The sequence below is a fragment of the Streptomyces sp. NPDC029152 genome, from assembly GCF_055564355.1.
In genome coordinates this window covers 19,516-42,750 of record NZ_JBVHWR010000002.1, presented here as the reverse complement: position 1 = coordinate 42,750, position 23,235 = coordinate 19,516, and the positions used below count along the sequence as shown (strand labels likewise).

Annotated in this window: 23 protein-coding genes; 15 read left to right on the top strand and 8 right to left on the bottom strand. The window is 74.4% G+C overall.

Annotated features, from left to right (window positions below):
• The first annotated feature begins 1,202 nt into the window (after positions 1–1,202).
• Entirely contained in the window at positions 1,203–2,045 is an 843-nt protein-coding gene (locus tag ACZ4V6_RS04045; protein WP_467822308.1) for an MBL fold metallo-hydrolase, read from the top strand.
• Positions 2,046–2,148: 103 nt separating this feature from the next.
• Here ACZ4V6_RS04045 and ACZ4V6_RS04040 read toward each other — a convergent pair whose 3' ends face one another.
• On the bottom strand, positions 2,149–2,562 hold the full coding sequence (locus ACZ4V6_RS04040) for an SRPBCC family protein (protein ID WP_467822307.1): 414 nt from the start codon (positions 2,560–2,562) through the stop codon (positions 2,149–2,151).
• Positions 2,563–2,729: 167 nt separating this feature from the next.
• Between ACZ4V6_RS04040 and ACZ4V6_RS04035 the strand changes: the two genes are divergently transcribed.
• A complete protein-coding gene (locus tag ACZ4V6_RS04035) occupies positions 2,730–3,908 on the top strand; it encodes a PP2C family protein-serine/threonine phosphatase (protein WP_467822305.1) in 1,179 nt (392 codons plus the stop codon).
• A gap of 27 nt (positions 3,909–3,935) precedes the next feature.
• On the opposite strand, the gene ACZ4V6_RS04030 is transcribed toward ACZ4V6_RS04035, so the two are convergent.
• Positions 3,936–4,244, bottom strand: a complete 309-nt coding sequence (locus ACZ4V6_RS04030) for a hypothetical protein (RefSeq protein WP_467822303.1) — start codon at positions 4,242–4,244, stop codon at positions 3,936–3,938.
• Between the two features lie 146 nt (positions 4,245–4,390).
• On the opposite strand from ACZ4V6_RS04030, the gene ACZ4V6_RS04025 reads away from it, so the two are divergent.
• The 3 genes from ACZ4V6_RS04025 to ACZ4V6_RS04015 are packed head-to-tail and all read left to right on the top strand — an operon-like array spanning position 4,391 to position 6,107.
• Entirely contained in the window at positions 4,391–5,089 is a 699-nt protein-coding gene (locus ACZ4V6_RS04025; protein WP_467822302.1) for a nucleotidyltransferase family protein, read from the top strand.
• Entirely contained in the window at positions 5,086–5,382 is a 297-nt protein-coding gene (locus ACZ4V6_RS04020; protein ID WP_467822300.1) for a BON domain-containing protein, read from the top strand. Before ACZ4V6_RS04025 ends, ACZ4V6_RS04020 begins: the two co-directional genes overlap by 4 nt.
• Positions 5,382–6,107, top strand: a complete 726-nt coding sequence (locus ACZ4V6_RS04015; protein ID WP_467822298.1) for a metallophosphoesterase family protein — start codon at positions 5,382–5,384, stop codon at positions 6,105–6,107. The genes ACZ4V6_RS04020 and ACZ4V6_RS04015 overlap by 1 nt, the downstream gene beginning before the upstream one ends.
• 18 nt (positions 6,108–6,125) lie before the next feature.
• Here the strand turns inward: ACZ4V6_RS04015 and ACZ4V6_RS04010 are convergent, their stop codons facing one another.
• A complete protein-coding gene (locus ACZ4V6_RS04010; protein WP_467822297.1) occupies positions 6,126–6,767 on the bottom strand; it encodes a GNAT family N-acetyltransferase in 642 nt (213 codons plus the stop codon).
• A 105-nt stretch (positions 6,768–6,872) separates the two neighbouring features.
• Between ACZ4V6_RS04010 and ACZ4V6_RS04005 the strand changes: the two genes are divergently transcribed.
• From ACZ4V6_RS04005 to ACZ4V6_RS03990, 4 genes are all read left to right on the top strand, one after another.
• A complete protein-coding gene (locus ACZ4V6_RS04005) occupies positions 6,873–9,362 on the top strand; it encodes a molybdopterin oxidoreductase family protein (protein WP_467822295.1) in 2,490 nt (829 codons plus the stop codon).
• Complete coding sequence (locus ACZ4V6_RS04000; RefSeq protein WP_467822294.1) at positions 9,359–9,850, top strand: hypothetical protein; 492 nt, start codon at positions 9,359–9,361, stop codon at positions 9,848–9,850. Before ACZ4V6_RS04005 ends, ACZ4V6_RS04000 begins: the two co-directional genes overlap by 4 nt.
• A gap of 132 nt (positions 9,851–9,982) precedes the next feature.
• Positions 9,983–10,516 (top strand): DoxX family protein, encoded by a 534-nt coding sequence (locus tag ACZ4V6_RS03995; protein WP_467822293.1) that lies wholly within the window; start codon positions 9,983–9,985, stop codon positions 10,514–10,516.
• Positions 10,517–10,602: 86 nt separating this feature from the next.
• Positions 10,603–11,166 carry a hemerythrin domain-containing protein gene (locus tag ACZ4V6_RS03990; RefSeq protein WP_467822291.1) on the top strand — a complete coding sequence of 188 codons (564 nt, stop codon included), beginning with the start codon at positions 10,603–10,605 and terminating at the stop codon, positions 11,164–11,166.
• 63 nt (positions 11,167–11,229) lie between these two features.
• Here the strand turns inward: ACZ4V6_RS03990 and ACZ4V6_RS03985 are convergent, their stop codons facing one another.
• Positions 11,230–12,252 (bottom strand): NAD-dependent epimerase/dehydratase family protein, encoded by a 1,023-nt coding sequence (locus ACZ4V6_RS03985; RefSeq protein ID WP_467822289.1) that lies wholly within the window; start codon positions 12,250–12,252, stop codon positions 11,230–11,232.
• Between the two features lie 533 nt (positions 12,253–12,785).
• Here ACZ4V6_RS03985 and ACZ4V6_RS03980 point away from each other — a divergent pair.
• Positions 12,786–14,033 carry an MFS transporter gene (locus tag ACZ4V6_RS03980; RefSeq protein ID WP_467822287.1) on the top strand — a complete coding sequence of 416 codons (1,248 nt, stop codon included), beginning with the start codon at positions 12,786–12,788 and terminating at the stop codon, positions 14,031–14,033.
• Positions 14,034–14,686: 653 nt separating this feature from the next.
• Here ACZ4V6_RS03980 and ACZ4V6_RS03975 read toward each other — a convergent pair.
• Entirely contained in the window at positions 14,687–15,214 is a 528-nt protein-coding gene (locus tag ACZ4V6_RS03975; protein ID WP_467822286.1) for a hypothetical protein, read from the bottom strand.
• A gap of 248 nt (positions 15,215–15,462) precedes the next feature.
• Here ACZ4V6_RS03975 and ACZ4V6_RS03970 point away from each other — a divergent pair, with 248 nt between their 5' ends.
• The gene (locus ACZ4V6_RS03970; RefSeq protein WP_467822284.1) at positions 15,463–16,830 is read left to right on the top strand and encodes an SLC13 family permease; all 1,368 of its coding nucleotides are present in this window, start codon (positions 15,463–15,465) and stop codon (positions 16,828–16,830) included.
• A 42-nt stretch (positions 16,831–16,872) separates the two neighbouring features.
• Here ACZ4V6_RS03970 and ACZ4V6_RS03965 read toward each other — a convergent pair whose 3' ends face one another.
• Complete coding sequence (locus ACZ4V6_RS03965; RefSeq protein WP_467822282.1) at positions 16,873–17,196, bottom strand: hypothetical protein; 324 nt, start codon at positions 17,194–17,196, stop codon at positions 16,873–16,875.
• A 92-nt stretch (positions 17,197–17,288) separates the two neighbouring features.
• Between ACZ4V6_RS03965 and ACZ4V6_RS03960 the strand changes: the two genes are divergently transcribed.
• Positions 17,289–18,188 (top strand): fructosamine kinase family protein, encoded by a 900-nt coding sequence (locus ACZ4V6_RS03960; protein ID WP_467822281.1) that lies wholly within the window; start codon positions 17,289–17,291, stop codon positions 18,186–18,188.
• 43 nt (positions 18,189–18,231) lie between these two features.
• On the opposite strand, the gene ACZ4V6_RS03955 is transcribed toward ACZ4V6_RS03960, so the two are convergent.
• Together ACZ4V6_RS03955 and ACZ4V6_RS03950 are read right to left on the bottom strand one after the other, a co-directional pair.
• Positions 18,232–19,890: a catalase gene (locus tag ACZ4V6_RS03955; protein WP_467822279.1), complete on the bottom strand. Its 1,659-nt coding sequence runs from the start codon at positions 19,888–19,890 to the stop codon at positions 18,232–18,234.
• A gap of 288 nt (positions 19,891–20,178) precedes the next feature.
• Positions 20,179–20,415, bottom strand: coding sequence for a hypothetical protein (locus ACZ4V6_RS03950; protein ID WP_467822278.1), 237 nt, complete (start codon positions 20,413–20,415; stop codon positions 20,179–20,181).
• 158 nt (positions 20,416–20,573) lie between these two features.
• Here ACZ4V6_RS03950 and ACZ4V6_RS03945 point away from each other — a divergent pair, with 158 nt between their 5' ends.
• The 3 genes from ACZ4V6_RS03945 to ACZ4V6_RS03935 are packed head-to-tail and all read left to right on the top strand — an operon-like array spanning position 20,574 to position 23,134.
• Complete coding sequence (locus tag ACZ4V6_RS03945; protein WP_467822276.1) at positions 20,574–21,239, top strand: TetR/AcrR family transcriptional regulator; 666 nt, start codon at positions 20,574–20,576, stop codon at positions 21,237–21,239.
• A 10-nt stretch (positions 21,240–21,249) separates the two neighbouring features.
• Positions 21,250–22,041 (top strand): SDR family NAD(P)-dependent oxidoreductase, encoded by a 792-nt coding sequence (locus ACZ4V6_RS03940; protein WP_467822274.1) that lies wholly within the window; start codon positions 21,250–21,252, stop codon positions 22,039–22,041.
• 52 nt (positions 22,042–22,093) lie between these two features.
• Entirely contained in the window at positions 22,094–23,134 is a 1,041-nt protein-coding gene (locus ACZ4V6_RS03935) for an NAD(P)-dependent alcohol dehydrogenase (RefSeq protein WP_467822273.1), read from the top strand.
• Positions 23,135–23,235 lie beyond the last annotated feature (101 nt).

Genomic DNA, 23,235 nt, shown 5'->3' with positions numbered 1-23,235 from the left:
GCCGCGGCCGAGTCGGGGATCCCGGCCGCGGCACACCCGGTCGCGGGAGGACTGCGCGGCCGGCGCGACCCGCGCCTTCCCCGGCCGGACGCCGTGACACTGCGCCGTGCGAGTGGTCACGGGGGCACCCTCGCGTCCGGCATCACGCCGACCGCCCCGCCGCGGGATGCGGCGGGGCGGTCGACGTCGCGGACGGTCCGTCAGCACGGTGCCGCTGTCATCAGCCTCTCGAACGAAGCCATGCAGTCGGGGCAGTGTCGTGCCCTTTCACCGTCGGATGCCTCGATACGCTCGCGGAGCTTCTGTCCGCACAAGGTGGCCGCGGCCTGCTTGGCCATCACGTGCCACACCAAAGCTCCGCCCGCCTTTTCCGGGCCCACGCACATTTCGTACATGACCGGCCTCCCAGCCTGGACGCCGCTGACACACTCCAGGAGACACCGGATCGGCCGCCGCCAATAGCGCGCGGGGGCCATTCGGGTGACGGCCCGTACGCCCCTCCGGGTCCGCGAGGCACCCGGACGGATAGAAACGATCAGCCAACCGGCCCCGTACGGGTGGGCGTCTGACGCGGCATCGACACAGCCGGACGGCCCGGCGGTGCCCCGGTCCGGTGACGACTCGGACCGAACCGGTCGTCCAGGGCCCCGCGGCACCGCGGGGACGTGTGCTCGGCCCCTGGACGCCAGGCGTGCCGGCGATGTCCGTCCGGGCGCAACCGGCCTGTCCGGAACCGCAGTTGCTCTCCACGAGCGGGACGGCCGCGCCTCCCCGGTGCCGGTGGCGTCCTCGCCGGTGCCGGAGGGGCGGACCGGCGCTTCGGCGCGCGTGTTCGACGCCCGGAACGGCGGGACGGCTTCGGCTTCCGGAGGCCGGGGACGGCCGGCCGCGTGCCCGGCCACCGGCCGGAGAGGGCGCGCCGCTGCCGCGCGTGCGCTCGGAAGTCCCCGCCTCCGGCCCGCGCCGCCCCGGCCCCACGCGACGGGACCGGAAGGAGGCGGCCGGGCGACGCGTCGTCATGGGGCCGGCGGGTGTCGGGCCGGCAGGGGCGCGTGCGCCGGTGATGACGGCGCCGTCCCGCGGACGCCTCCGGCGCCGCCCCGCCGGAGCCCGGGTGAACGTCCCCGAGAGGGGTACCCCCTGCTTCCACGAGGAGCCGGGCCGGCCGGGCCCCGCACGCGCTTTCGGACAGGAGCACCGTGATGTCCCCGTCCCCCGACGACAGTCTGCGGATCCACTTCATCGGCAACGCCACCGTACTGCTCCAGTACCGCGGGCTGAGCCTGCTGACCGATCCGAACTTCCTCCACCGCGGGCAGCGTGCCTACCTCGGTCACGGCCTCACGAGCCGCCGCCTGACCGAACCCGCCCTCGACCCCCGCGACCTGCCGGAACTGGACGCCGTGGTGCTGTCCCACCTGCACGGCGACCACTGGGACCGGGTGGCCCGGCGGCGGCTGTCCCGGTCGCTGCCGATCGTCACCACCCCGCACGCCTCCCGCCGGCTGCAGGGCCTGCACGGATTCCACCGGGCCGTGGGACTGCGCACCTGGCAGCAGGAGACCGTGCGGCACGGGGACGCCCAGGCGCGCGTCACGGCGCTGCCCGGCCGCCACGCCGGCCACCCGGCGCTGCGACGCCTGCTGCCGCCGGTGATGGGCAGCCTGCTGGAGTTCGGGCCCGTCGACGGGCCGCCGCAGCACCGGCTGTACGTCTCCGGGGACACGCTGCTCTTCGACGGCCTGGACGAGATCGCCCGCCGCTTCCCCGACCTGGACCTGGCGGTGCTGCACCTGGGCGGCACCACGCTGCCGGGCGGCTTCGTGGTGACCATGGACGGGCGTCAGGGCGCGGAACTCGCGCGGCGCCTGGACCCCCGGCGGATCCTGCCGGTGCACTACGACGACTACACGGTCTTCCGCTCGCCGCTCGACGCCTTCCTCGCCGAGGCCGACCGCAAGGGGCTCGCGGACCGGATCGTGCACTGCCGGCACGGCCAGCGGGCGACCTTCCGCCCGGGCGGGGGGCCGCCCGTCGTGACGTGACGCGGACGCCACCGCCCGTCGGGGCGATGGGTCGCCCTTTTCCTCCGCAATGGATTCGTCCCGTACGTCACCGCCGGGCGACAGCGGCGGCCGTGGCGCCGGTTCAGCCGGCCGCGTCGCCGCCGCGCAGCCGCACCTGCTCCTCCAGGCGCCGCAGGCTGGTGTCGAGGGCGTCGGCCACCGCCCGCCCGCCCGGGTCGTGGCTGTCGTCGAAGAACGACAGGTGGACGGTGACCTCGCTGGTCCCGGTGTCGAGGCCGGCGACCTGGAGCCAGCCGGCGTAGCCGCCCCGGTCGCGCGTGCCCCATTCGAGCCGCATCTGCTCGGGCCGGGCGCTCAGCAGCGCGGAGGTGTCCTGGCCGCTGTTGTCCTCGTGGACGGTGACGGCGGGCGGTTCCTCGACCTCCACGTGCAGCTCCCGTGGGAGCCACGTGTCCAGCCGGCCGACGTCCGCGGCCTGGTCGAAGACCTGCTCGGGCCGTGCGGGCATGGTGCGGGAACGCTCGTACTCGGTCATGGGGCACCACTCCTCGGCGCTCGGGGTCGTCCGACGGACCGCGTGCCCGGTCCGCGGCGGCCGAAGCGTCCCGAGGACGATCCGCCCGGCGCGCGCGCCGGGTTGCGCGGTGCCAGACTGCTGCGCAGCACGCCCCACCCGGCCGTCACGCGACGAGGGGAGACGAGGTGTCGACGTCAGAGGCGAGCGACGCGCTGCTGGACTTCCTCGCCGACCCGGCCCATCTGACGCTGGACCTGGCCACCGCCGTGGCCCGCTGCTCCAGGGCGCTCGGGCTGCAGCACGCCGTGGTCTACCTCGTCGACCTCCAGCAGCGGTTCCTCGTCCCGCAGACCGACGTGGCCTCGGCGGTCCCCGTCGACGGATCGCTGGCGGGCTGGGCGTACCGCACGCAGTCGCTGCGGGTGGAGGAGTCGGAGTCGGGCGGCGTCATCGCCTGGTACCCGCTGCTGGACGGCGCGGAGCGGCTCGGCGTCCTGGCCGTGAGGCAGTCGGCGCTCACGTCGGCCTCGCTGACCCGGGGCAGGGCGCTCGCCTCGCTGCTGGCCATGATGATCACCTCGAAGCGGGCCTACGAGGACTCCTACGTGCGGCGCACCCGCACCGAGCGGATGCATCTGACCTCCGAGATGCTGCGCGCCTTCCTGCCGCCGCGCACCATCGGCGACGGCCAGGTGGTGTCCACGGCCGTCCTGGAGCCCGCCTACGAGCTCGGGGGCGACGCCTTCGACCATTCGCTCACCGAGACGACGCTGCACGTCACGGTCCTGGACGCGATGGGGCACGACCTCGCCTCCGGGCTCACCAGCGCGGTCGCGCTGGCGGCCTGCCGCAACGCCCGGCGCAACGGTGCCGACCTGGCCGAGCTGGTGGCGTCCGTGGACGACGTGCTCGCCGGCTGGCTGCCGGACAAGTTCTGCACGGCGTTCATCGCCCAGCTGGACCTGGCCACCGGCGTGCTGCGGTGGTACAACTGCGGTCACCCGGCGCCCCTCCTCATACGCGGCCACCGGCTGATCATCGACGCCATGGAGCGGGACGCCGACCCGCCCATGGGCATGCCGTCCCTGCTCGCCTCCGGGCCGCGCCGGAGGCACGAGATCCGCCTGGAGCCCGGGGACCGGGTGCTCGTCTACACGGACGGGATCACCGAGGCCCGCACCCGGGAGGCGAAGCTGCTGGGTCTCGAACGGTTCGCCGACTACGTCATCCGGGCCACGGCGGGCGGGGAGCTGGCGCCGGAGTCGATGCGTCACCTGGTCCACTCGATCCTGGACTCGCAGGAGGGCCGGCTGCAGGACGACGCGACCCTCCTGATGTTCGAGTGGCAGCCCCGGGTCGACTGACGCCCGGGGCGGCTCCCGCCGGGCGCGTCACACGGCGTGGCCGTGGGCCCGCAGCCAGCCGTGCACGGTCTCCTTGTCGGACGGGCTGATACGCACGGGCCCTTCGACGTACGGTCCCTCGTCCTCGGTGAAGCCGGTGTCCGTGATCCGCGCGGTGACCCAGGTGGCCAGATCCTGTGCGGCCCGCTCCGGCAGGGCTCCCCGTTCCCAGCCGGCGCGGGCCCGCCGGGCCGCGACGGGATCGTGCCGCCCGGTCTCCTCCAGCCACGCCGCCACCAGCCGCTCGACGGTCCGGCGGTCCGCGTCGTCCTGCTGCCGCTCATGCTTGTCGTTCATGCCGTCCGGGTGCCCGGAAACGGCCGGGGACGCACCGGGTGACCGAGCGTCGCGGCCCCTGTGTCGGCGGTGCCTCGCCGGGTACCCGAACCGGGGCGACGACCGGTCCGGTCCGCGGAAGACCACAGCCCGGAGAGGGGACGACGATGACGCAGCCCGCCGACGACCGCGCTCTCGACCGGCGCGCCGGCGTGTCCGAGTTCCGTCCGCCGGCCGGGGACGCCCGGCCGGCCGGCCGTGACGACGTGCTCCGCGAGGAGCTCCCGGTCGACCGCAACCAGGCCATCCTCCAGGCCGCCAAGCAGGTGGGCGCGATCCTGAAGAAGGAAGGGCATCCGTTCGCCCTCGCGGGCAGTGTCGCCGTGTACGCGCACGGCGGCACCCAGAACCTCCAGCACGACGTCGACTTCTGCATCCGGCCCGACGACGCGGAGGCCGTCGCCCGCACGCTGCGCGAAGCGGGCCTGGAGGTCTACACGCCGCCCGAGGACTGGCTGCTGAAGGCCGACTGCCTGGGACAGCAGGTCGACCTCATCTTCGAACTGGCGCACCAGCCGGTCACGGCGGACCTGCTGGACCGGGCCCGGGAACTCTCCGTCGACTCGGTGCTGATGCCGGTCCTGTCGCCGACCGACCTGCTGCGTGGTCTGCTGGCCGCCTTCTCGGAGCACCACTGCGACTTCGGGGCGGTGCTGCCCATCGCCCGCACCCTGCGGGAGAAGATCGACTGGGAGGAGCTGCGCCGCGACTGCGGCGACGCGCCGATGCCCGCCGCGTTCTTCTTCATCCTCGAACGGCTGGAGATCATCTCCCCGGCCTCCCCCGCGAAGGAGGAGCACCGATGAGCGACCCCGTCGCACACCAGGGGCCCGCCGCGAGCGGTCCCGCGCCCGCCGCCGGGAACGTCGAGTACCGCGTCGCCCACCTGCACGACCGGCTCGCCGCCGAAGAGCTCGCCGAGCTCGGGGTGCGGGCCGAGATCCGGGCCGGGGCCGTCGCGGTCACCGGCACGGTGCCCTCCGTCCAGTGCCGCGAGACCCTGCTGCGGGTCGTGCGCGAGGAGCTGGCGGGGCTCACCGTGCACAGCGACATCGTGGTGGCCGACACCACCCGCCCCGACCGTGCGGAGGAGTTGTGATGATCCGCGTCGCCGCCGTCGGGGACATCCACATGGGCCTCGACAGCCAGGGACTGCTGCGGCCCGCCTTCGAGACCCTGCCCGAGTGCGCGGACCTGCTGCTGCTCGCCGGGGACCTCACCCGGCACGGCACACCGGAGGAGGCCCGGGTGGTGGCCCAGGAGGTGCGCGGTCTGCCGGTGCCGGTGGTGGCCGTCCTCGGCAATCACGACCACCACGACGAACAGCCCGAGAAGGTCGCCGCCCTCCTCCAGGACGCCGGTGTGACGGTCCTGGAGGGCGAGGCGACGGTCGTGGAGTGCGCCGGGACCCGCGTCGGGATCGCCGGGACCAAGGGGTTCGGCGGCGGCTTCGTGGGCCGCAGCGCCGGGGAGTTCGGGGAACCGGTCATGAAGGAGTTCGTCCGCACCACCCGCCGCTCCGCGGACAGCCTGTACGCCGCGCTCGAGGAGCTGGACGGCCAGGACTGCGCGGTGCGCGTCGCCCTGACGCACTTCTCCCCCGTGGCCGACACGCTGGCCGGTGAGCCGCCGGAGATCCATCCGTTCCTCGGCAGCTACCTGCTGGCCGAGGCGATCGACACGGCCGGCGCGGATCTCGCCGTCCACGGCCACGCGCACCTGGGCTCGGAGCACGGCATGACGGCGGGCGGGGTGCGGGTGCGCAACGTGGCCCAGCCGGTGATCCGCCGGGCCTTCAGCGTCTACCAGCTGGGTGCGGCCTGAGCGCCCTCCCCCGGCAGGTCAGGGCCGGCCGGTGCCGTCCTCGGTCGTGCGCCCGAGACAGGTGACGTCCGCGGGGTCCAGGCCGGCCGCCCGGACCTCGTGGAAGCCCAGACGGTCGTAGAAGGCCCGGGCGGGGGCGTTGGCCGTCGCCATGACCAGGTGGACGGACGGCACCCCGCGCTCGCGCAGCGCCCGCCAGAAGGTGCGCATCAGCTCCCGTCCGTGTCCGCGGCCCTGCCACTCGGGCAGCAGGTCGATGTGCAGGTGGGCGGGGTAGGCGGCCAGTTCGGGCACGATCATGCGCTCGGGGTCGTGCAGCAGGGTGGCCATGAACTCGTCCGGGGTGCCGGGCGGCCCGTCCGGCGCCGGGTAGCGGCCGGCGACCCGGGGCAGCCACTTCGCGCGGAACTCCTCGGCGAAGCGCGGGGTGTCCGCCGTCCCCAGGACGTAGCCCACGGCCCGGCCCTGCCCGTCGTCCAGCACGAAGGCGAGGTCCGGGTCGAGGTGGACGTAGGGGGCGGCGAAGATCGCGGGCAGGATGCCGGGGTCGGCGTAGACGGGGCGGCTGTCGCGGCCGTTGTGGGCGGTGCGGATGCAGATGTCGTCGAGGGCCGTTGCGTCGGCGGGGCGGTAGGGGCGTACGGCGGCAGTCGAGGTCATCGCAGCATCCTGCCCGAATGGGAGCGCTCCCACAAGCTCTGGGCGTCGGTCGGCGGCGAGCGGGTACCCGCGCCCTTCAGTGGGACGAGCGTGGGTGGAGGGCTCATGGAGGAGTCGGCGGACCGGATCGCGCACCCTTGGGGCGGGAGGACGCCCTACGGACGGCACGAGACCTGGCCGGCCCGGGTGGACACGTTCCTCGCGGAGGGCGTGGAGCCGGGGGCGGTGCAGCGGTGGGTGCAGTCCGCGTCGATCCTGCACTCCGACGGCGACGCGATGGACATCGCGGTGGCCGACGGACGGATGGTGGGCGTGCGGGGCCGGGACACGGACCGGGTCAACCGGGGCAGGCTGGGTCCGAAGGACCTGTTCGGGTGGCAGGCGAACGCCTCCCCGGACCGGCTGACCCGACCGCTGGTGCGGCGGGGCGGACGCCTGGTGGAGACGGACTGGGACACCGCGCTGGACCTGGTGGCCGCCCGCTCGCGCGAGCTGCTGGAGCAGCGCGGTCCCGGGTCGATCGGCTTCTACACCAGCGGACAGCTGTTCCTGGAGGAGTACTACACGCTCGCCGTCCTCGCCCGGGCCGGCATCGGCACCCACCACCTGGACGGCAACACCCGGCTGTGCACGTCGACGGCCGCGGAGGCGCTGAAGGAGACGTTCGGCTGCGACGGGCAGCCCGGCAGCTACGACGACTTCGACCACGCCGGCGTGATCGCCCTGTTCGGCCACAACATCGCCGAGACCCAGCCCGTGCAGTGGATGCGGCTGCTGGACCGGCTGGAGGGCGCCGATCCGCCCCGCCTGCTGTGCGTGGACCCACGGCCGACCCGGGCCGCCGGGCACGCCACCGTGCACCTCGCGCCCCGCGCCGGGACCAACGTCGCGCTGCTCAACGCGCTGCTGCACGAGACGATCCGGCACGACCGGATCGACCGCGACTTCATCGCCGCGCACACCGTCGGCTTCGAGGAACTGGCCGCCCGGGTCGCGGACTGCACCCCGAAGTGGGCCGCGGACATCTGCGACGTCCCCGCCGCCCGGATCGAGGAGGCCGCCGAACTCGTGGGCACCACCGACGCGTTGGTGTCCACCGTCCTCCAGGGCGTCTACCAGTCCCACCAGGCCACGGCCGCGGCGGTGCAGATCAACAACCTGCACCTGATCCGCGGCATGCTGGGCCGCCCGGGCGCCGGCCTGCTCCAGATGAACGGCCAGCCCACCGCCCAGAACACCCGCGAGTGCGGTGCCGACGGCGACCTGCCGGGCTTTCGCAACTGGCAGAACGACGACCACGTCGCCGACCTGGCGAGGGTGTGGAACGTGGAGCCGGAGACCATCCCGCACTACGCGCCGCCCACCCACGCCATGCAGATGTTCCGGTACGCCGAGCAGGGCTCGATCCGCATGCTGTGGATCAGCGGCACCAACCCCGCCGTCTCCCTGCCCGAACTCGCCCGCATCCGCTCGATCCTGACCCAGGACCGGCTGTTCACGGTGGTGCAGGACCTGTTCCTGACCGAGACCGCCCAGCTGGCGGACGTGGTGCTGCCGGCCGCCACCTGGGGCGAGAAGACCGGCGCGCTCACCAACGCCGACCGCACCGTGCACCTGTCGGAGAAGGCCGTCGAGCCGCCCGGCGAGGCCCGGCCCGACCTGGACATCTTCCTGGACTACGCGCGGCGCATGGACTTCCGGGACAAGGACGGCGGCCCGCTGATCACCTGGCACGACCCGGAGTCCGCGTTCGAGGCGTGGAAGCGGTGCAGCGCGGGCCGCCCCTGCGACTACACCGGTCTGACCTACGCCAAGCTGCGCGGCACCAGCGGCATCCAGTGGCCCTGCGACGACAGCGCGCCGGAGGGCACCGCCCGGCTCTACACCGACGGCATCCGGTGGGCCCACCCGGACGTGTGCGAGAGCTACGGCAAGGACCTGGAGACCGGGGCGTCCGTCGAGGTGGTGGAGTACCGCTCCCTCAACCCCGAGGGCAAGGCCGTCCTGAAGGCCGCCGCCTATCTGCCGCCGCACGAGGAACCGGACGAGCAGTACCCGTTCCAGCTCACCACGGGCCGGACGGTCTACCACTTCCACACCCGGACGAAGACCGGCCGGGCCCGTCAGCTCGCCGACGCCGCCCCGGACGTGTGGGTGGAGATCTCCACCGCGGACGCGGACCGGCTCGGCCTCGGCGAGGGAGACCTGGTCGAGGTCACCAGCAGGCGCGGCTCGCTGCGGGGACGGCTGCGGGTGACCGGCATCCGGCCGGGGCTGCTGTTCGTGCCGTTCCACTACGGCTACTGGGACACCGAGGGCGGATCCGGACCGGGCCCCGGCACCCCCGGCCGGGCCGCCAACGAGACGACCGTCACCGACTGGGACCCGGTCTCCAAACAGCCGCTGTTCAAGACGTCCACCGCCGCGCTCGCCCTCGTCGAACGCGGTGACGGCCGCCCGGCCCCGGCCCCGACCACCACCGCGTCGGCACCCGCCGTGGCCGGCGCGGTGCCGGCCACGGCGGGCGGACCGGCGGCGCACACGACGCAGGTACCGGCCCGGTTCCCGCACGGCCGTGAGGAAGGCGCCCGGTGAACGGCATCACCCTGGCCCTGCGCACCCTGCACCGGGGCGAACGGCGCCTGGCGCACGACCTGACGACCGTCGCCGAGCGGCACCGCACCGAGCACGAGGTCCACCACGTCGCGACCGACCTCGCCCGCTGGTCGCGCGAGCACGTCCGGCGGCTGGCCGAGACGGCCGGGCACCACGGCCTCGACCTCGGCGACCCGCCGGACGCCTCGCCGGACGGCGTGTTCGCGACCCTGCGCGAGAAGGCGGCGCAGGCCGTGGTGCACCGGCCCGAACCCGGCCTGCTGCTCCTGCGGGACCTGCGGGAACTGCACCTCGGCGCCACGGAGAACTCACTGCACTGGGAGATGCTCGCCCAGGCCGCCCAGGCGTCGGGGGACGGCGGTCTCCTGGACCTGGCCTCCGCCTGTCATCCGCAGACGCTGCGCCAAATGCGCTGGACCAACACCATGATCAAGAACCTGTCGCCGCAGATCCTCACCAGCCTGTGACCTGCGGGAAACGCCTACGGCCCGGTGCCCACGGCCACCGGGTCCGCGCCAGGCACCGAATGGCGCCGCACCGCCGGGGCACCTGATGATCCTGGTAGACACAACCCCCTTGGCAACCCGGGAGAGAGCGTCATGAGTCTTCTGCGTCTGGCCGGCCGGCCGATGCTCGCCTCGATGTTCGTCGCAGGCGGCCTGCACTCCGTGCGCCGTCCCCAGGACGTGGCGCCGATGGCCGAGCCCGTCGTCCGGCCCGTGACCGACCGCGTGTCCGTGCTGCCGGACAGCACCGAACAACTCGTACGGCTCAACGGCGCCGTACAGGTGGTGGGCGGCGTCATGCTCGGGCTCGGCCGGTTCCCCCGGCTGGCCGCCCTGGCCATCGCCGCCACCCTGGTGCCCACCACCCTGGCCGGGCACCGCTTCTGGGAGACGGAGGACCCGGCCGAGCGGGCCCAGCAGCGCATCCACTTCCTGAAGAACCTGTCCATGATGGGCGGCCTGCTGATCGCCGCGGACGACACCGGGGGCGCGCCCTCGCTGATGTGGCGGGGACGGCACGCCGCCAAGGGCCTGCGGCGCGAGGCCCACACGGTGCAGCGCTCGGTACGGGCCGCGGCACGCCCCGCCGCGGCGGCCGGCCGCGTCCGTTCCCGACTGGGCTGCTGAGCGGGCGTTAAACCGGGGCCCGCGGGGGGACCCGGCGCCCGTGGCGCTCGGTCCCCCGACCGTCACGATCCGACTGGAGGTGGAACATGGGACACGGCGGAAACGTCATCGACGAGCTGACGACCGATCACCGCGAGGTCGAGGAGCTCTTCGGAAAGATCGAGGCGCTGCCGGCCGGTCACAAGGACCGCAAGCTGTACGCCGATCAGGCCACGATCGAGCTGGTCCGGCATTCGGTGGCGGAGGAGGCGTACCTCTACCCGGCCGTGCGCGAGCACGTGCCGAACGGGGGCGCCCTCGCCGACAAGGAGCTCGAGGACCACGCCGAGGCCGAGCAGATCATGAAGGACCTGGAGGGCTGCCAGGCGGACGACGCCGAGTTCGACCGGTTGATCGGCAAGCTGATGAGCGAGATCCGCGCGCACGTCGCCGACGAGGAGAACAACCTCTTCCCGAGGCTCCGTGAGGCGTGTCCGCCCGAGGCCCTGGACCAGTTGGGCGACAAGGTCCGGCAGGCGAAGAAGACGGCGCCGACGCGACCGCATCCGGCCAGCCCGGACAAGCCGCCGATGAACAAGCTCCTGGCACCGGGTGCGGGCATGGTCGACCGGGTGCGGGACGCGCTGACGGGGCGGGGCAAGCACAGCTGACGAACGTGGAGAGGCACGGCGACACGAAGGAGGGGCCCGGCACCGACGGGCTCCTCCTTCCGCTCACCACTCCCCCGCGCGCTCCGTCGTCGCCGTCGGCACCGGTTCCGGCCGGTCCCGGAACGCGGCGACGGTGCGCTCCAGGCCGTCCCGCCAGGACACGCCCGGCAGCCAGCCGAAGATCTCGCGGGCGAAGCCGGTGACCGGACGGGGCGGCACGGGCAGGTCAGCCGGTGGGTCGACGAAGACGACAGGGGAGTCGGAGCCGGCCAGGCCGATCACGCGCCGGGCGATCTCCAGGGCCGTCGGCGCCTCGTCGCCGCCGATGTCCACGGGCCGTACCGAACGGCCGGCCGCGACCAGCAACACGCCGTCGACCATGTCGTCGACGTAGCACAGGGGGTACGTGAGACCGCCGTCCCCGGCGACGACGACCGGCTCCCCGGCCAGCGCCTGCTCGATGAAGGCGGCCGGTGCGGCACCGTCGTCGGTCCGCATGCCGGGCCCGTAGCCGGTGAACAGACGCACGATCCCGGCGTTCGAACCGTGGGCACCCGCGTGTGCGGCGACCAGGGCCTCGGCGAACCGGACGGCCTCGGTCCAGGCGCTGTGCGGGCCGACCGGATCGGTGTCGTGGCCGGGCCCCGCGGGATGTGGGCCGCACAGGAGGCACGGCGGCGAGGAGGCCAGCAGGAACCGCGCGCCGTCCCGTGCCGCGACGGTCAGCGCGGCACGGGTGCCGAGGCTGCCGGCGTCGAGCAGGTCGACGGGCCGGTCCGGCCGGGCGGCGGGCGCCGCGGGACCGGCCAGATGCAGGACCAGGTCGTACGGGCCGGTGAGGTCCTCCGCGCAGCCGGGCTCGGAGACGTCCCGCTCCAGGAAGCGGAACCCGGGACGGCCGGCCAGGTGGGCCACCTTCTCGGCCCGGCCCGTGGAGAGGTTGTCCAGGCAGTCGACTTCGACACCCGAACCGAGCAGGCGGGTGCAGAGGTGGGAGCCCAGGAAGCCCGCACCGCCGGTCACCAGGGCCCGGTCCCACGGCGCGCGGGCCCTGTCGTACGGAGTGAACGCCGCCATCGGCATCATGAGGAGACCGTCCTTCCTCCGCGCTGCGCCGGCTGAACGCGTGACGAGCGCGCCCCGGGTGCCCCACCGAGTCGCTTTCATGCTCTGACGCCTGCCGTGCCCCTCCGGTGCGCCGTCGTCGGGCGGACCACGGGAGGACGGCGCCGGCCCCGGCACGGCGGAGAGGGCGGATGTGCCGGCCGTCACGAGTGCCGGTGCAGCCGCTCCGCACGGCCCGGCTTCCTGTGATCAACCACACTCGTGGCGCCAAACAGCTGTCGGCGGACGGGTTTTGGCGTCCGCCGAGGCGGTGCCGCGCGGTCGCCCGGAATCGACTCGGCCGTCCCTTCTGCCACGATGGTCGGCGCCGTCTCACGGCTCATCGGAGTGGCCGCGCAGCGCAGCCGGCGTCCTCACTCCCGTGTTCCTGTCCCTTCCGGGTCTCACGACCCGCCTTCGAGTGGCGCACTGTGTCTTCCTCTTCCGCCCCAGCTCCGCCGGCCCTCGCGCCGGTCCCGTCCCGCTCACCGTGGCGTTCCCTGCGGCACCGCAGCATGCGCTGGTGGTCCGTCGCGAACTTCGTGTCGAACGCCGGTACGTGGATGCAGCTCACGGTGCAGAACCTGCTGGTCCTGCAGCTCACCGGGTCCGCCGCCGTGACGGGCCTGTCCATGTCCGTGCAGGCCGCACCCGCGCTGCTGATCAGCGTGTTCGGTGGCGCGGCCGTCGACCGCTGGCCGCGGAAAGTGACCGCCGCGGTCAGTCAGGCGCTGCTCGGCGCGGTGGCCTTCGTGACGGCCCTCCTGGTGGCGCTGGACCGCCTCGACGTCACCTCCCTGATGGTGCTGGCCGCCGTCACCGGCGTCATCGCCACCGTCGACGGCCCGGCCTGCTCCCTGCTGGGCAACGACCTGGTCCCGCCCGAGGACGTCCCGTCCGCCATCGGGGTGGGCGCGCTGGTGCACCAGGCGGGCCGTCTCACGGGAGCGGCGCTCGCCGGCGTGACGGTCGGCTTCCTCGGCACGGCCGCTGCCTATGCCGCGAACGGGCTGTCGTTCCTGTTCGTGGCGGGGGTCATCCCCTTCCTCCGCCCCGCCCGCGGGGCCGTCCGGACGGCCGCGCTGCGCGCCGCACGCGGCCGGCGCGACGCGGACGGCGGCATGAGCGTGCGGGAGGGCCTGGCCTTCTTCGCGCGCCGTCCCCGGCTGCTCGCGCTGGCCGGCGTGACCGCTGTCAGCGCCGTCTTCGGGCGCAACTACCAGCTCACGCTCGCCGTGCTGGTCACCGGGCCGCTCGCGGGCGGTGCCGGCTCGTTCGGCACGGTCTCCACCGTCCTGGCGGTCGGCGGCATCATCGGCGCGGTCCTGGGCGCCCGGCTGCGCCGGCCCTCGGTGCGGGTCGTGGGCGCGCTGGCGGCGGCGGGCGGTCTGCTGCAGGTGGTGGCGGGGCTGTCGCCGTCCCTGGCCGTCCTGCTGGTGATGGTGCTGCCGATGGCGGTGGTGGAGTCCGTCTCCGACACCGCGGGCACGGCGGTCCTGCAGACCGACCCGCCCGCGCACATGCGGGGCCGGGTGCTCGGCGTGTGGGGCAGCATCGGCACGGTGTGGAGCCTCGGCGGTCCGCCGGTGCTGGGCCTGCTGATGGAGCTGGCCGGGGCGCGGGGCGCGCTGATCGCGGGCGGCCTGATCATCGCCGCCGCCATCGGCACGGGGCATGTGCTGCAGGCCCGCGGTACCGGCAGGGCAGGCGCCTCCGCGACACCGGAGGCACCGACGCAGGTGGCACTGGGAACAGCCGCCTGACCCTGCGGGGCGCGGACCGAGGGTCTTTCGTCACCCGGCCACCCGGCGCGGGTGCGGACGCGGGGTGGGTCGCGCGGCCCGGCGCTACGGGGTGCCTCCCCCACTCTCGGCTTCGCTCGAGCGGGGAGACCCCCACCGTCCACCCGTGCCGCCCTGGGGGCACCGCCCAGGCCGTTCAGGCACTGGGGGAGGCACGACTGCCCGCAGCGGCGGCGGCACGGCGACCGCCCGCAGCTGGGACGACGGCGGACGGCGGCTGCCCGCAGCCGGGGCGGCGGCGGATGGCGGCTGCCCATAGCTGAGTGGGGACGGCGGGGGAGCCGCGTACGGCGGGAAGGGGACGTGTCGGGGGGTGTCCGCCCGCAGCGGTTGGCGCGTCAACGCCCCGCCTGTTGGTCAGCACCCGATTCCGCGCCGTTCCGAGGACGGACACCCCCCGGCGCGGCCCCGACCCACCACCGGACCCAAGGCGCTACGCGCACCCCCACCGAACCCGCACAGGCGCCGCAGGCACCCGCGCACCCCCACCGAAGCCGCACGGGCCGCCGCAGGCATCCGCGCACCCCCACCGAACCCGCACAGGCCGCCGCAGGCACCCCGCACACCACCACACCCGCACAGGCGCCGCAGGCACCCCGCACCCCCACCGCCGGTCAGGCGACCATCGCCTGCCCCGGGCCGAGCCGGTCGACGAGTTGGTCCTGGTGCAGTTCCGCCACGGACGCGAGCAGGTCGGGGTGGCGCAGCAATGCCGCCGCCCGGCGGTCGCGTTCGTCGGGCACGAGCAGGCGGCGGAACTCGACCGGCGTCCCGGCGGCGGGACCGGCCTCGGCGAGTGCCGCCACCGCCAGGGCGGCCAGCTCCGGGTCGGTCAGCAGACAGGCCGCCCAGCTCGCCACGACCTCGTCCACCCAGGTCCGCCAGGCGTAGTCGTCCGGGCCGGCGGCCGGCGTGCCGTCCGCACCGGTGATCCAGTCGAGGCGGTCGGAGCCGCCCGGACCCGACATGGTCATCAGCGCGGCGTCCATCGGGGTGGGGTAGCGCAACCGGGCCGCGACCGTCACGGCCTGCCGCGCCTGCGCCTCGCACAGGGCGGAGGCCAGCGCGCCGCCGGACGCTGGATAGGCGCACGTGAGCCACTGGGTGGTCGCCGCGATCACGGGGGAGAGATCTGCTTGCACTGCCGGACCGTCCGAACTGCTAGCCGTGGGGACAGGGGCCGGGCCGTCGCGAGGACACGGGGTCCGGGGACGGGAAGCCCGCGGAAACGGTAGCCCGCGGCGCACCGCGCGGGACATGGCCCGGGTCTCGTCCACGGCGTGGCCTCGGACACATCCGCCCCGGACCGTCCGCCGGGCGTGACCGGCCCTGGCCCGGGGGTGCCATCCTTGGATGCTGCCGATCACCGGGTGTCCGCCCGGTCGCTGGTGTGGAGGAGAACCCCCTGAGTACCGCCCTCGTCCCCGAGGCCCTCTCGGTCGCCCTGCTGCTCGCCGTCCTGGCCTTCGCCGTGCTGCGCCCCCGGGGACTGCCGGAGGCCGCGGCCGCCGTGCCCGCCGCCGTGCTGGCCGTGGCGCTGGGCACGGTGACGCCGCACGAGGCCTGGGACCAGACCCGTACGCTGCTGCCGGTCGTCGGTTTCCTCGCCCTGGTGCTGATGCTGGCGTACCTGTGCGCGAAGGAGGGCCTGTTCGAGGCCGTCGGCGCTGCGGTGGCGCGCCGGTGCGGCGACAGTCCGCGGCGGCTGCTGACGGGCGTGTTCGCGGTGGCCGCCGCGGTCACGGCCGTGCTCAGCCTGGACGCCACCGTCGTCCTGCTCACCCCCGTGGTCCTCGCCACCGCGGCCCGGTCGGGCGCCCGGGCACGCCCGCACGTGTACGCCACGGCGCACCTGGCGAACTCGGCGTCCCTGCTGCTGCCGGTCTCGAACCTGACCAATCTGCTGGCGTTCACGGCCAGTGGGCTGAGCTTCACCCGGTTCGCCGTGCTGATGTCGCTGCCCTGGCTGGCCGCGATCGCCGTCGAGTACGTCGTGTTCCGCCGCTTCTTCCGCGCCGACCTGGCCGTGCCCCCGGCCCTCCCCGCCCCGGCCCCCGCGCCCGCCGCCGGGCCGGGAAGCGGGTCCGTGCCCGCCGCCGGGCCGGGAAGCGGGTCCGTGCCCGGCGACGGGCCGCGCACTTCGGCCCCGGAGCCCGCCGTCCCCCGGTTCACCCTCGTCGTCCTGGCCCTGACCCTGGCCGGGTTCGCCGTGGCCTCGCCGGCCGGACTGGAGCCCGCGTGGGCGGCGCTGGCCGGGGTCCTGGTGCTCGGTGTGCGGGCGCTGTCCCGGCGCCACGTCACGCCCCGGGAGCTGGTGGGCGCCGCCGCCCCGTTGTTCTGCCTGTTCGTGCTGGCCCTCGGCATCGTGGTGCAGGGTGTGGTGGCGGGCGGCCTGGCCACGGGGCTCGGGCACCTGCTGCCCGAGGGGCACTCGCTGACGGCGCTGCTGGGCGTGGCGACGGTGGCCGCGGTGCTGGCGAACCTCATCAACAACCTGCCGGCCGTCCTGGCGCTGCTCCCTCTGACCGCGCCCGCCGGCCCGGGGCCCGTCCTCGCCGTGCTGATCGGCGTGAACCTGGGTCCCAACCTGACCTACGTCGGTTCGCTCGCCACCCTGCTGTGGCGGCGCGTCCTGCACCGGCACGGCGTCGAGGCGGACCTCGGCCGGTTCACCCGGCTCGGTCTGCTCACCGTCCCGGCCACCCTGGCCGTCTCGACCGTGGCGCTGTGGGGGATGCTGCGCCTCGTCGGGGCGTGACGCGCCGGCCTGGGCCCCCGCGCCAGCCGGACCTTGTCCGCCTCACCAGGCTCCGCCGGTGAGGGTGGGACGCCGTACGGCCTCGGCGGCGTCCCGCAGGTGCAGGGCCACGGAGATCAGGGCGCGCAGCGCGGAGGGGCGCAGGCTCTGGGCGCTCTCGGCGGCCAGCACCAGCAGGCAGCCGGCGGCCTGCTCGACCACCGGTACGGAGAACGCGAAGTCGTCGCCGCCGGCGCCGCGGAACGCGCGCCAGGGGGTGGCGGCGCCGTCGATGGCCTTCTGGACCGCGTGCTCGAGGTGCCGTGCGGCCTGTTCGCACACGGGAGCCGGCAGGACGATGGTGCGGTGGAACGCTGAACTGGTCATGGTCCCACTGCTCCCCCGCTCCCGGGGTGTTCCATCGGCGTCGTGGGCGTTTTTCACCGGGTCGGCGGTGCCCCGGCCGTAGTCTGACCGCCATGTCTTCGGCGTCTTCCGCGTCATCAGCGTCATCAGCGTCTTCCGCGTCCTCGCCGTCGGCCGCCGCGGCGCGGTTCACCGGCCGGGCGGTCACCCATGAGCGCCGGCTGTCCGGGACGCTCACCGAGGTCGTCCTCGACGACGGACGCACGGTGATGGTCAAGCGCTCCGAGGGCGCGGGGGCGGCACGGGCCGAGGCCGCGGGGCTGCGCTGGCTGGCCGGCGCGGGCGGCGTGCGGATCCCGGTGGTGCACGGCGACGACGCGTGCTGGCTCGTCACCGACCGGGTCGCGCAGGGAGCGCCGGGCGAGGAGGCGGCGGCCGGGTTCGGCCGGGAACTGGCGGCCCTGCACGCCGCCGGGGCGCCCGCATTCGGGTCCCCGCCGCCCGGCGGGCCCGTGGACGCGTACATCGGGCTCGTCCCGATGCGCAACGTCACGGGGAACGCCTGGCCGCAGTGGTACGCCGAGCACCGGGTGCTGCCGTATCTGCGCCGCGCGGTCGACGCGGGCACCGTGCGGGCCTCCGAGGCGGCCGACGTGGAGCGGGTGTGCGAACGGCTGCCGGAGCTGGCCGGCCCGGCCGAGCCGCCCGCGCGTCTGCACGGCGACCTGTGGAACGGCAACGTGCTGTGGGGCGCCGACGGGCACGTCCGGCTGATCGATCCGGCCGCGCACGGCGGGCACCGCGAGACCGACCTGGCGATGCTGCGTCTGTTCGGCTGCCCGCATCTGGAGCGGATCCTGGAGGGCTACCGGCAGGCGGCGCCGCTCGCCGACGGCTGGGCCGCCCGCGTCGGCGTGCACCAGCTCTTCCCGCTGCTGGTGCACGCCGTGCTGTTCGGGCGCGGCTACGCCGAGCAGGCCGTGGCCGCGGCACGGGCCGCCCTGGCCGGGTGAGAGGCGGGGCGGCCCGTGCGGTGACGCTCGTCGTCAGCCGTCGTCAGCGGGTCACGACGTGCCGTTCGTCGGGGACGCAGTGGGTCATCGTCAGGCCCTCCACGTCCCGCGGCGGGTTCTTGCCGAGGTTGGCCAGGCGCTCGCGGTCCTCGTCGGTGAGGTCCTGGCCGGCCAGCGGCTCCAGGTGCCTGACGTCCTGCGGGCTGATGCCGATGCCCTCGCCGACCCGCAGGCCGAGGTCGTTCTCGACCAGCAGGAAGTGCCACACCATGCGCTCCTGCACCGGCCGGTCGCACTGGGAGAGCAGGTTGACGAAGTTCGCCACCAGGTCGTCGCGCTCCCACTCCTCCATGAGCAGGTAGCGCTGCCCGGCCTGCGTGTAGTCGTTGGCGCGCGGGATGCGCTTGCGGGTGAGCCGGCCGCGGATCTCCGGCCCCTGCTCGTCGTGCGTGGGGTACTGGGCCTCGCGCAGGCCGCCGGTGATCGACGGTTCGTAGTTGACGATCGGGTTCTCGCCGCCGCCGTCCACGTGGTAGGTCATCTGGCCGTCGCGCTGGTTGGTGCGCACCTGCGCGTTCTTGGCCTGGTTCACGGGCAGCTGGAGGTAGTTGGGGCCGACCCGGTAGCGCTGGGTGTCGCTGTACGAGAAGGTGCGGCCGACGAGCATCTTGTCGTCGGAGAAGTCCAGGCCGTCGACGAGGACGCCGGTGCCGAAGGAGATCTGCTCGTTCTCGGCGAAGTAGTTGTCCGGCATCCGGTCGAGCACCATCCGGCCGACGGGCTTCGGCGGGAACTCCTGCTCGGGCCAGACCTTGGTGTCGTCCAGCGGGTCGAAGTCGAGCTCCGGGTGGTCGTTGTCCTCCATCATCTGGACCTGGAGCTCCCACTCGGGGTAGTCACCGCGCGTGACCGCGTCGTAGAGGTCCTTGGTGGCGTGGCCGAGGGACTGGGCCTGGACGTTGGCCGCGTCCTCCTCGGTCATGCTGCGGACGCCCGCCTTGGGGATCCAGTGGTACTTGACCAGGACCGTGTGGCCCTCGGCGTTGACCCACTTGTAGGTGTTGACGCCGAAGCCCTGCATGTGGCGGTAGTCCGACGGGATGCCGCGCGGACTGAACAGGTTGACCAGCATGTGCATCGACTCGGGCGTCTGCGACATGAAGTCGAAGATGCGCCGCGGCTGCTGCTCGAACGTCACCGGGTCCGGCTTGAGGGCGTGGATGACGTCCGGGAACTTGATCGCGTCCCGGATGAAGAAGACGCCCAGGTTGTTGCCGACGAGGTCCCAGTTGCCGTCCTCGGTGTAGAACTTCACGGCGAAGCCGCGCGGGTCGCGGGCCGTCTCCGCGGAGTCGCGGCCGCCGATGACGGTGGAGAACCGGACGGCCACGTCGGTGCGCTTGCCGCGCTCCTGGAACAGCTTGGCCCGGGTGAAGCGGTCGATGGGCTCGTCGCCCCAGGCGCCGTACGCCTCGAAGTACCCGTACGCGGTCACGCCGCGGGCGTGCACGACGCGCTCGGGGATGCGCTCCCGGTCGAAGTGGCTGATCTTCTCCAGGAACTGGTAGTTCTCCAGCGTGGCGGGGCCGCGGGCGCCGACCGTGCGCTGGTTCTGGTTGTCGTGGACGGGGTGTCCCTGCCGGTTGGTGAGCACCTTCCGGTCGTCGCCCGGGCCGGGTCCCTGGCTCGATACGTCCGTCATGGTCGTGGGCTCCTTCGACTCCTGGCCGCCGTCGGACGCGGCTGAGCTGCGAGGCGGCCGTCGGCCGCGCACATGGGCGGCCCGGGTACCCGGGCGCGGTGTCCGTCACACCCCACTTTGCGCGGCTTCGGTGACGGTGTCGCGCGGACCGGGGCGACAGGGCGAGGCACCGTGTCCGCGGCGGGCCGGCCCCTTCCGTCCGCGGCACGCCGGGACCGTGTGACCGCGGCACGCCGAAGGCCCGGCCGCCGCGCCGTGGCGGTGCCGGGCCCGGGGGGCGGCGGGCCGTCAGCCGCCGTTCAGGCGGGCGCGCAGCAGCTCCTTGCCGAGTTCGGCTCCCTTGCGGCTGTCGGCCTGCGCCTTGCGGAACAACTCCGCGACCTCGGTGTCCTTGTTGCGCTCGGCGTCCTGGATGTACGTCTCCAGGCGCAGCGCGTTGCTCAGGCACGACTCGACGTACCAGATGAGGTTGTAGTCCTTGTCCTGCGTGCCGGTCACGCCGCCGGTCTCGGTACCGCTGGTCATGCGGGCCTCCTCCTCGAGGTGTTCGTTCCGGGGTCCGGGGCCGGGTACCCGGGCCCCGCCCGGGCACACGACGCCGTCGGGGCGAGCGCCGCGGACGCAGTGATGTCCCATTGGGCCACATGTCCCACTGGGACATTTTCGGGTGTACGCTCGCGGACATGAAGGCAGCGAAGCCCCCCGCCGCCCCCGAGGACCGGCGGCAGCGCAAGGCACGGCGGACCCGCGACGCGCTGGCCACCGCCGCCTGCGACCTGATCCTGGAACAGGGGCCGGCGGGGACCACGGTGGAGGCCATCGCCGAGCGGGCGGACGTCACGCGCCGCACGTTCAGCCGGCACTTCGCCGGCAAGGAGGACGCCGCACTCGACTTCGTCCGCCGCGACGGTGACCGCATCAACGCACTGCTGCGCCTCCGTCCGGCCGACGAGCCGCCCCTGCTCGCCTATCGCAGGGCGGTGCGCGACTGGCTGGCCGACCGGGACGACCCGGCCTGGCACGTGCGTCCCCGGATGCGCCGGCTGCTGTCCCTGGTGGACAGCGAGCCCGACCTGTTCGCCGCCTACCAGCGCATCCGCGTCGACGCCCAGGAGGAGTCGATCCGGATCGTCGCCGGCCGGCTCGGCACCGACGACGCCCGGGACGTGCGCCCGGCCGCGATCGTCGACGCCGCCGCCGGAGTCCTCGTCGCCGCCCTGCGCCTGTGGGCGCGCGGCGCCGAGGAGGACCCGGGAGCCGCAGACCTCGCCGCCCTCGTGGAGCGGGCCTACGACGCCCTGACCTCGGAGGCCGCGGCCGCGGTCCCCGACAGCACCACCGAAGAGTGAGAGCAGCACCATGAGCACCACCGGTACCACCCCCGCCACCACCGGCCGCGAAGGCGAGTTCGCCGGCCGCACCGCCCTCGTCACCGGCGCCGCCTCCGGCATCGGCCTGGCCACCGCCCGCCGCCTGGGCGCCGGCGGCGCGCGCGTCGTCATCGCCGACCACAACGCCGAGGGCGCCGAGAAGGCCGCCGCCGAGCTGACCGCGGAGGGCGTCGAGGCCGCCGCCGTCGAGCTGGACGTGACCCGCCCGGAGTCCGTCGAGGCCGCCGTCCGCTTCACCGTCGACACCTTCGGCGGCCTGGACCTCGCCGTGAACAACGCCGGCATCGGCGGCCCGAGCGCCCCGACCGGCGAGTACGACGTCGAGGCCTACCAGCGCGTCGTGCGCACCAACCTCGACGGCGTCTTCTACTCGATGCGCTACGAGCTGCCCGCCATGCAGTCCGCCGGCAAGGGCGGTGCCATCGTCAACGTCGCGTCCATCCTCGGCTCCGTCGCCTTCGCCGGCTCCCCCGCCTACGTCGCCGCCAAGCACGGCGTGGTCGGGCTGACCAAGGCCGCCGCCGCCGAGTACGCCGCCCAGGGCATCCGCGTCAACGCGGTCGGCCCCGGCTTCATCGACACCCCGCTGCTGAAGACCATGGACGAGGCGGCCTACGACGGCCTGGTCGCCCTGCACCCGGCCGGCCGTCTCGGACGCTCCGAGGAGGTCGCCGAGCTGATCGCCTTCCTGCTGTCGGACCGGGCGTCCTTCGTCGCCGGCAGCTACCACCTGGTGGACGGCGCCTACACCGCCGTCTGACCCCGGGCCGGACACAGCGGATAACACGGGGGCGGAACGAAGGAGTTCGATCATGAAGGCACTGCAGTACCGCACCATCGGGGCTCCCCCCGAGGTGGTCACCGTCCCCGACCCCGAGCCCGGCCCCGGCCAGGTGCTGCTGAAGGTCACCGCCGCCGGGGTGTGCCACTCCGACATCGCGGTGATGAGCTGGCCCGCCGAGGGGTTCCCGTACGAGCTTCCCCTCACCCTCGGCCACGAGGGCGTCGGCACGGTCGCCGCGCTGGGCGCCGGGGTGACGGGCCTCGCGGAGGGCGACGCGGTCGCCGTGTACGGCCCCTGGGGCTGCGGCACCTGCGCCAAGTGCGCGCAGGGCAAGGAGAACTACTGCCTGCGCGCCGAAGAGCTGGGCATCCGTCCGCCGGGCCTCGGCCGACCCGGTTCGATGGCCGAGTACCTGCTCGTCGACGACCCGCGGCACCTGGTCCCGCTGGACGGGCTCGACCCGGTCGCGGCGGTGCCGCTGACGGACGCCGGACTGACGCCGTACCACGCGATCAAGAAGTCGCTGCCCAAGCTGGTCCCCGGCTCGACGGCGGTGGTCATCGGCGCCGGCGGCCTCGGCCACGTGGCCGTCCAGCTGCTGCGCGCCCTGACGCCCGCCCGGGTCGTCGCCCTCGACGTCAGCGAGGACAAGCTGCGCCTCGCCCGCGAGGTGGGCGCGCACGAGGCGGTGCTGTCCGACGCGAAGGCGGCGGACGCGGTGCGCGAGATCACCGGCGGTCTGGGCGCCGAGGCGGTGTTCGACTTCGTCGGGGTGGCGCCGACCGTGAGGACCGCCGGCGCCGTCGCGGCCGTCGAGGGCGATGTCACGCTGGTCGGCATCGGCGGCGGGTCGCTTCCCGTCGGCTTCGGCCTGCTGCCCTTCGAGGTGTCGGTCAGCGCCCCGTACTGGGGCAGCCGCGGCGAGCTGATCGAGGTGCTGGACCTGGCCCGCTCGGGTGCCGTGTCGGTGCACACCGAGACGTACTCCCTGGACGACGCCCCGCTCGCCTACGAGCGGCTCCACTCGGGCCTGGTCGACGGGCGCGCGGTGATCCTCCCGCACGGCTGAACGGCCCGCCCGTCCGCCGGCCCCCGGCCGCTGCCGGGCCCTGGGCCGACGGCGACGGGGGGCGCGACCGGTCCCCCGTTCCGGTCGTGCCCCCGCGGCCC